Source organism: Actinomadura sp. NPDC048021 (genome assembly GCF_040653135.1).
Classification (GTDB): Bacteria; Actinomycetota; Actinomycetes; order Streptosporangiales; family Streptosporangiaceae; genus Spirillospora; species Spirillospora verrucosospora.
The window spans coordinates 126,051-133,472 of sequence record NZ_JBEZJQ010000026.1 but is presented as its reverse complement, the minus strand read 5'-3'; the positions used below and the strand labels follow the sequence as shown (position 1 = coordinate 133,472).

Annotated in this window: 8 protein-coding genes; all 8 read left to right on the top strand. The window is 73.1% G+C overall.

The genetic code is table 11. From position 1 onward, the window contains the following. Positions 1-70: 70 nt before the first annotated feature. The 8 genes from AB0C87_RS33740 (at position 71) to metK (ending at position 7,410) form a co-directional block, all read left to right on the top strand. Complete coding sequence (locus AB0C87_RS33740) at positions 71-958, top strand: dihydroorotate dehydrogenase electron transfer subunit (protein WP_360581225.1); 888 nt, start codon at positions 71-73, stop codon at positions 956-958. After that, on the top strand, positions 955-1,935 hold the full coding sequence (locus tag AB0C87_RS33735; protein WP_345184746.1) for a dihydroorotate dehydrogenase: 981 nt from the start codon (positions 955-957) through the stop codon (positions 1,933-1,935). Before AB0C87_RS33740 ends, AB0C87_RS33735 begins: the two co-directional genes overlap by 4 nt. Continuing rightward, on the top strand, positions 1,932-2,633 hold the full coding sequence (gene pyrF / locus AB0C87_RS33730) for an orotidine-5'-phosphate decarboxylase (protein ID WP_345184744.1): 702 nt from the start codon (positions 1,932-1,934) through the stop codon (positions 2,631-2,633). The genes AB0C87_RS33735 and pyrF overlap by 4 nt, the downstream gene beginning before the upstream one ends. Before the next feature lie 771 nt (positions 2,634-3,404). After that, a complete protein-coding gene (mihF, locus tag AB0C87_RS33725) occupies positions 3,405-3,731 on the top strand; it encodes an integration host factor, actinobacterial type (RefSeq protein ID WP_131739210.1) in 327 nt (108 codons plus the stop codon). Between the two features lie 115 nt (positions 3,732-3,846). Continuing rightward, positions 3,847-4,413, top strand: coding sequence for a guanylate kinase (gene gmk / locus AB0C87_RS33720; protein WP_089312392.1), 567 nt, complete (start codon positions 3,847-3,849; stop codon positions 4,411-4,413). Between the two features lie 27 nt (positions 4,414-4,440). Beyond that, positions 4,441-4,695: a DNA-directed RNA polymerase subunit omega gene (gene rpoZ / locus AB0C87_RS33715; protein WP_131950118.1), complete on the top strand. Its 255-nt coding sequence runs from the start codon at positions 4,441-4,443 to the stop codon at positions 4,693-4,695. A 154-nt stretch (positions 4,696-4,849) separates the two neighbouring features. Then, complete coding sequence (coaBC, locus tag AB0C87_RS33710; RefSeq protein ID WP_353834599.1) at positions 4,850-6,091, top strand: bifunctional phosphopantothenoylcysteine decarboxylase/phosphopantothenate--cysteine ligase CoaBC; 1,242 nt, start codon at positions 4,850-4,852, stop codon at positions 6,089-6,091. Positions 6,092-6,216: 125 nt separating this feature from the next. Then, complete coding sequence (gene metK / locus AB0C87_RS33705; RefSeq protein WP_345184736.1) at positions 6,217-7,410, top strand: methionine adenosyltransferase; 1,194 nt, start codon at positions 6,217-6,219, stop codon at positions 7,408-7,410. Positions 7,411-7,422: the final 12 nt, after the last annotated feature.

Here is a 7,422-nt window from a genome sequence, read left to right as displayed (position 1 = left end):
GGCCGGGGCGGGCCGGGCGGCCGCGACGCCGCCCGGCCCGCCCGGCGCACGCGATGAGAGAGGGAGACGGGTGTCCGACACGCCGGTGCAGACCTCGGCGACGGTTCTGACGGTCCGCCAGGTGCAGGACTACCGCGCGATGACGCTGGTGGCCCCGGCCATCGCCGAACGGTTCAGGCCCGGCCAGTTCGTGGCGCTCGCCGTGGGCGGCGAGCACACGTCCCGCCTGGTGCGCCGCTGCATCGGGGTGCACGAGGTCAAGTCCGACTACGGCGGCACCGTCGAACTGGTGTTCGCCGACACCGAGCCCGGCACCGCCTGGCTCGCCGGCCGCCGCTCCCGCGACCAGCTCGACCTCGTCGGGCCGCTCGGCCGCCCGTTCCGGCTGCCCCGCGATCCCGTCACCTGCCTGCTCGTCGGCGGCGGGCCCGGCGGCGCGGCCGTGTTCGCGCTGGCCGACACGCTGCTGCGGCGCGGCTGCCAGGTGCACTTCGTGCTCGCCGGCGCCTCCGCCCGGCAGGTCTTCGGGTCCCGCATGGCGCAGCGCATCGGCGACAGCGCGGCCGTCGTCACCGAGGACGGGTTGATGGGGGAGAAGGGCGCCGTCCGCGACGTGCTGCCCCGCGTCATCGAGGAGACCGGCGCGGACGTCGTCTACGGCTGCGGCCCCACGGCCCTGCTCCGCTCGGTCACCCAGATCGCCGGCGACTTCGGCCTTCCCTCGCAGGTGTCGGTCGAGGAGTTCCTCCAGCAGACGGGCGCGTGCGGCATCGGCGTGTGCATGACGTGCATGCTCCCCGTCCACGGGGAGGACGGCGTGACCCGCATGGTCCGCGCCTGCGCGGACGGCCCCGTCCTGCGCGGCGACCGCGTCCGCTGGGGCGACCTCGGAACCATCCCGTTCGACGCGCTCGGCGCGCCGCGCGTCCTGAGCGTCTCTGAAGGGGGCTCGCAGTGAGCGATCGGGTCACGACCACGCTCGGGCCTCTGGAACTGCCCAACCCGGTCCTGACGGCCTCCGGATGCGGCGGGACGGGACGCGAGCTCGCCCAGTTCTTCGACCTCACCCGCCTCGGCGCGTTCGTCACGACGTCGGTGATGGCGCAAGCGCGCGCGGGACGTCCCACACCGCGGGTGACCGAGACCCCGAGCGGCCTCCTGACCGCGATGGGCCTGCCCGGTCCCGGCGTGGAGACCTTCCTGGAACGTGACCTTCCCTGGCTGATCGAGCAGGAGGTCCGCACGATCGTGTCCGTCGCGGGCAGCAGCGTCGAGGAGTACGGCGACCTGGCGCGCCGCCTCCGCAACGTCCCGGGCGTCGCCGCGATCGAGGTCAACGTCGCCTGCCCCAACGTCGAGGACCGCGGCCGCATGTTCGGCTGGCACCCGGCCGCCGCGGCGTCCGTCGTGCGGGCCGTCCGCGCGCACGCCCGGCCGGGCGTGCCCGTCTTCGCCAAGCTCGCCCCCGACGTGACCGACATCGTCGGCATCGCGCTCGCGTGCGTCGACGCGGGCGCCGACGGCCTCACCCTGATCAACACCATGGAGGCCATGGCGATCGACCCGCAGACGCTGCGTCCGGCCCTCACGGGCGTGTCCGGCGGCCTGTCCGGACCCGCCGTGCGGCCCGTCGCGGTCCGCTGCGTCTACCAGGTGCACGCCGCGCTGCCCACCACCCCGATCATCGGCGTCGGGGGCATCGCCACCGGCCTGGAGGCCCTGGAGTTCATCCTCGCCGGCGCCTCCGCCGTCGCCGTCGGCACCGCGCTGTTCCACGACCCCCTGGCCGGCCCGCGCGTCCTGCGCGAACTGGAGGAGGCGCTCGCGGCCCGCCGCATCGACCGCCTCGCCGACGCCGTCGGCCTCGCGCACAAGCCCGCCGGGTACGTCCCGCCCCAGGTGCGCCGGCAAGAGCCCGAGAAGGAGAAGCTGTGACCGCCCCCATCGCCGTCGCGCTGGACGCGCCCGACCTGGAGACCGCCGCGCGCTGGGCCACCCTGGTCACGCCGCACGTCTCGACCGTCAAGGTCGGCCTGGAGCTGTACCTGCGGTACGGGCCGGACGTCGTCGCCAGCGTGCGGGGCGCCAGCCGCGTCCAGGTGTTCCTCGACCTCAAGCTGCACGACATCCCCGCCACGGTCCGCGGCGCCGCCCGCGCCGTGGCGCGCCTCAAGCCGGCCTACCTGACCGTGCACGCCGCCGGGGGGCCCGCGATGATCCGCGAGGCGGTGCAGGCCGCCCCCGCCACCAAGATCGCCGCGGTGACGGTCCTGACGTCCCTCAAGGACGCCGATCTCACCGCCGTCGGCCTCGCGGGGCCCGCCCCCGACGCCGTCCGCCGTCTGGCCGTCCTCGCCGTCGAGGCGGGCGCTCAGGCCCTCGTGTGCTCCCCGCAGGAGGCCGCCGCCGTCCGCGCCGAGGTCGGTCCGGACATCACGCTCATCACGCCCGGCGTCCGTCCCGCGGGCTCCGGCCACCAGGACCAGGCCCGCGTCGCCACGCCCGAGGACGCCCTGGCCGCCGGCGCCGACCTGCTGGTGATCGGCCGTCCCATCACCGCCGCCCCCGACCCGGGCGCCGCCGCGGCCGCGATCGCCGCCGCGCTGCGCCGCACGTCCGCCGGCACGGCCTGAACGCGGTTCCGCCGCGCTCGGGTCCGTGCGCCGCCCGCGCCGGGACATGCTTCGGCGCGCCATTGGTTCGCGGGCGCGCAGAACCGCTTTGTGGGTGAGTTTTGCGGCACGGGGGAACGCGAATGTGGTTTTAGTCGCATGCGAATGCGAGGACGGGAGTCGCCGCTTTGCGATACGTGCCGAACGGCGAACTCGTTCACGCGGAGGGTCGATTCCGGACCGGGGGGAGTCTCCGGACGGGGCGGCCGGCGTCTCCGCGTCCATGGGGCGCTCTGGCGGCGTGCTGGGGGGAGCTGGTGCGGTGCGGGCGTCCTCCGGGCGAGCGGACGATCTTGGCGGGTGTTGTCGAGGATGACAGTAACGGTGCCGGGGCGACGTGCGGAACGGCGCGGCGTGACGAGTGTCACTCGGTCGGGATCGTTTGTGGGAGGCCCCGCCGCGCCGCCCCGGCGGGGCTCCGGAGGGCGGTGGCGGGACCGTGGCGGCGCGGGCTCCCGGAGGCGCGAAGCGCAGCGGCGGAGCGGTGCTGGGTGCCACAAATGCGGTCAGAACGGGCGGTTTTTCACGATCATGCGAAAGTCCCAGCAAGGCAAGGGGATGCGGCGTCGAGGGGTCCGAGTTGGGTACACTCTGTATTCAGGACACTCCGGGGAGTGATTTTCGTGAATTTGTGGCGGGCTAAACGGCACTTCACGTTGCCTTATGGGTGGTGAACTCGCTAGTTTCCCAACCCGTCCGACTCCGTCGAGTGGAAACCTGAGGTGACCCGGCGTGGCTCTTCCGCCCCTAACCCCCGAACAGCGCGCCGCAGCCCTGGAGAAGGCTGCCAAGGCTCGCAAGGAGCGGGCCGAGGTTAAGAACAAGCTGAAGCACGGGGGAACCTCGCTCGCCGAGGTTCTCAAGGATGGTCAGTCCGACGACGTCATCGGAAAGATGAAGGTGTCGGCCCTTCTGGAATCGCTGCCCGGTGTGGGCAAGGTCCGTGCGAAGCAGATCATGGAGCGCCTGGGCATCGCCGAGTCCCGCCGTGTGCGGGGCCTCGGCGCCAACCAGCGCGCATCCCTGGAGCGTGAGTTCGGCGGAAGTGCGAACCGCTGACGCGCGACTCACGGGCGGGCGCGGCGGCCAGGCCGCCGCGGCCGGCTCGGGGCGACCCGCAGACGGCACCATCCCGCCCGGCTCCGGCGCACCCATCGCTGCGCCGGAAGGCTCCATGCCGCATGGCCCGCTCGCGCGGCGGCTGACGGTCCTGTCCGGACCGTCGGGCGTCGGCAAGAGCACGGTCGTCGCCGAGATCCGGCGCTCACACCCCCGGGTGTGGCTGTCGGTCTCGGTGACCACCCGGGCTCCCCGCCCGGGTGAGACCGACGGTGTGCAGTACTTCTTCGTCGACGACGCCGGTTTCGACCGGCTCGTCGCCGAGGGGCAGCTCCTCGAATGGGCCGAGTTCGCGGGCAACCGCTACGGCACCCCCCGCCGGCCCGTCGAGGAACGCCTCGCCCGCGGCGAGCCGGTGCTGCTGGAGATCGACCTCCAGGGCGCCCGGCAGGTCCGCCGCTCCATGTCCGAGGCCCGCCTGGTGTTCCTCGCTCCCCCCAGCTGGGAGGAGCTCGTCCGCCGCCTCACCGGGCGCGGCACCGAGCCCCCCGAGGTCATCGAGCGCCGCCTCGACGCGGCCCGCGTCGAGCTCGCCGCCGAGAAGGAGTTCGACGTCACGCTCGTCAACACGTCCGTGCAGGACGTGTGCGACGAGCTGCTAGCCTTGATGGCTGACCAGTAGCCTGTTCAACCTACGGAAGGCCACCGAGTGGCAGTCAGCAACGAGGGCATCACCAACCCCTCGATCGACGAGCTCCTTGAGGTCGTCGACACCAAGTACGGCCTCGTGAGCATCGCGGCCAAGCGCGCCCGGCAGATCAACGCCTACTACGCCCAGCTGGGCGAGGGCCTGCTGGAGTACGTCGGCCCGCTCGTCGAGACGCAGGTCCAGGAGAAGCCGCTGTCGATCGCGCTCCGCGAGACGCGCGAGGGCCTCCTGAACGCCGAGCCCATCGAGGGCTGAGGTTCCCGAGGCGCCCGGCTCCGCTCACCGGCCCGGGGTCGCCGTCTCCGGCGGCCGCGTCCGCGGCGGCTTCCGGGAGGCATCTCCGGACCCCGGTGCGGATACGCCTACCCCGGGAGGAGAGCGGGCGGCGCCTGATGGGATCGTGGGCGACATGACCTCCCCCAAGCCGCGCGTCGTGCTCGGAGTGAGCGCGGGCATCGCCGCGTACAAGGCGTGCGAGTTGCTCCGGCGGCTCACCGAGTCGGGCCACGACGTCACCGTCGTGCCGACCGCGGACGCGCTCCGCTTCGTCGGAGAGCCCACCTGGGCCGCGCTGTCCGGCAAGCCGGTCTCCCCGCGGGTCTGGGACGGCGTCGCCGAGGTCCCGCACGTCCGGCTCGGCCAGCAGGCCGACCTGGTGTTCGTCGCACCGGCCACCGCGGACCTGCTCGCCAAGGCGGCCCACGGCCTCGCCGACGACCTGCTGACCAACACCCTGCTCACCGCCCGCTGCCCCGTCGTGTTCGCGCCCGCGATGCACACCGAGATGTGGCAGCATCCGGCCACGCAGGCCAACGTGGCGACCCTGCGGGAGCGCGGCGCCGTCGTCGTCGAGCCCGCGTCCGGCCGCCTCACCGGCAAGGACACCGGGCCCGGCCGGCTGCCCGACCCCGCCGAGCTGTTCGAGGTCGCCCGGCACGTGCTGGCCCGCGGCGCCGACGGCCGCGACCTCGCCGGACGGCACGTGGTGGTCTCCGCCGGGGGCACCCGGGAGGCCATCGATCCCGTCCGTTTCATCGGGAACCGCTCGTCCGGCCTGCAGGGCTACGCGCTCGCCCGGACCGCCGCGGCGCGCGGCGCCAGGGTGACGCTCGTCTCGGCGAACGTCGCCCTGCCCGACCCGGCGGGCGCCGAGACCGTCGCCGTCGGATCGGCCGAGGAGATGCGCGAGGCGGTCGTGGCGGCCGCCGGAACGGCGGACGCGGTCGTCATGGCCGCCGCCGTCGCCGACTTCCGCCCGGCCGACTACCGCGGCTCCAAGATCAAGAAGGCGGAGGGGGCGGAACCCGAGCCGATCCGCCTCGTCAAGAACCCCGACATTCTGGCCGAGCTCGGCCAGGTCCGGCGGCCCGGCCAGGTCGTCGTGGGCTTCGCGGCCGAGACCGACGACGTCCTCGCCAACGGACAGGCCAAGCTCGCCCGCAAGGGCAGCGACCTTCTCGTCGTCAACCAGGTCGGCGAGAACCTGACCTTCGGCCGCCCCGACAACGCCGCGGTCATCCTCGGCGCCGACGGGTCGCGGACCGAGGTGCCCCGCGGGGCCAAGGAGGCGCTCGCCGAGGTCGTGTGGGACCTCGTCGCCGCACGGCTGGATCGCACGCCGCCGGGCGCGCGTCCGGGCGAAGGGCGCTGATCCCGCTAGACTTCTGGTCCTAACATCGTGGGGAACCCATGGCGGGGGGCGGCGTCCCTCGCCGAACTCGACAAAGAATCCGTTCTGCGACGTCAGTCAGCAGCCGCTGCAAGGAGTTCACGTACGTGTCTCGCCGCCTGTTCACCTCCGAGTCGGTGACCGAGGGTCACCCGGACAAGATCGCGGACCAGATCAGCGACGCGATCCTCGACTCGATGCTCAAGGACGATCCGAAGAGCCGGGTCGCCGTCGAGACGATGATCACGACGGGTCAGGTGCATGTGGCCGGTGAGGTCACCACCGAGACCTATGTGGACATCCCGGGCGTGATCCGGGAGAAGATCCTGGAGATCGGCTACGACTCGTCCAAGAAGGGCTTCGACGGCCACTCCTGCGGCGTGTCGGTGTCCATCGGCGCGCAGTCGCCCGACATCGCGCAGGGCGTGGACGACGCCTACGAGTCCCGCGAGGGCGAGGGCGTCGACGACCTGGACCGGCAGGGCGCCGGCGACCAGGGCCTGATGTTCGGCTACGCCACCAGCGAGACCCCCGAGCTGATGCCGCTGCCGATCACGCTGGCGCACCGGCTCGCCCGGCGCCTGTCGGCGGTCCGCAAGAGCGGCGACGTGCCCTACCTGCGCCCCGACGGCAAGACCCAGGTCACCATCGAGTACGACGGCGACCGCGGCGTCCGCCTCGACACCGTCGTGGTGTCCAGCCAGCACGCTCCCGACATCGACCTGAAGGAGCTGCTCGCCCCGGACGTCAAGGAGCACGTCGTCGACCCGGTGCTCGCCGAGTTCGAGCTCGACACCGAGAACTACCGGCTGCTGGTGAACCCCACCGGCCGCTTCGAGATCGGCGGCCCGATGGGCGACGCCGGCCTCACCGGCCGCAAGATCATCGTGGACACCTACGGCGGCATGGCCCGCCACGGCGGCGGCGCCTTCTCCGGCAAGGACCCGTCCAAGGTCGACCGCTCCGCCGCGTACGCGATGCGCTGGGTCGCCAAGAACATCGTCGCCGCGCAGCTCGCCGACCGCGCCGAGGTCCAGGTCGCCTACGCGATCGGCAAGGCCCACCCGGTCGGGGTGTTCGTGGAGACGTTCGGCACCGAGAAGGTCGCCCCCGAGAAGATCGAAAAGGCCATCGGGGACGTCTTCGACCTGCGCCCGGCCGCGATCGTCCGCGACCTCGACCTGCTCCGCCCGATCTACTCGCAGACGGCCGCCTACGGCCACTTCGGCCGCGAGGAGCCCGACTTCTCCTGGGAGTCGACCGACCGCGCCAAGGACCTGGCCTCCGCCGCCGGCCTGTAACCGGTCTTCCGC